At 44.6% G+C, this 540-nt stretch carries 1 rRNA gene; it reads right to left on the bottom strand.

Features of this window, described 5'->3' with window-relative positions:
* Positions 1 to 540, bottom strand: a 23S ribosomal RNA gene (locus GQS58_RS17430); the annotation flags it as partial.

Genomic DNA, 540 nt, shown 5'->3' with positions numbered 1-540 from the left:
TGTTTCAACGAACTATTCCGTCAGTTCGCGGTGCTTTCATTACTCCGTCACCCCATCGCAATTATAAGAAGTACAGGAATATTAACCTGTTATCCATCGACTACTCCCTTCGGATTCGCCTTAGGACCCGACTAACCCTCAGCTGATTAGCATCGCTGAGGAAACCTTAGTCTTTCGGTGTGGGGGTTTCTCGCCCCCATTATCGTTACTTATGCCTACATTTTCTTTTGTAAACACTCCAGCATACCTCACAGTACACCTTCTACGCTGATTACAATGCTCCCCTACCACTAACGTGTCTTTCAACGTTAATCCATAGCTTCGGTAATATGTTTATGCCCGATTATTATCCATGCAAAATCGCTCGACTAGTGAGCTGTTACGCACTCTTTAAATGAATGGCTGCTTCCAAGCCAACATCCTAGCTGTCTAAGCAATTTCACCTCGTTTTTTTTTTTTTTTTTATATTTGGGGACCTTAGCTGATGGTCTGGGTTCTTTCCCTCTCGGACATGGACCTTAGCACCCATGCCCTCACTGC

It is taken from the genome of Polaribacter sp. 11A2H (assembly GCF_011379025.1).
Taxonomy (GTDB): domain Bacteria; phylum Bacteroidota; class Bacteroidia; order Flavobacteriales; family Flavobacteriaceae; genus Polaribacter.
This window is presented reverse-complemented; position numbering and strand designations above follow the sequence as displayed.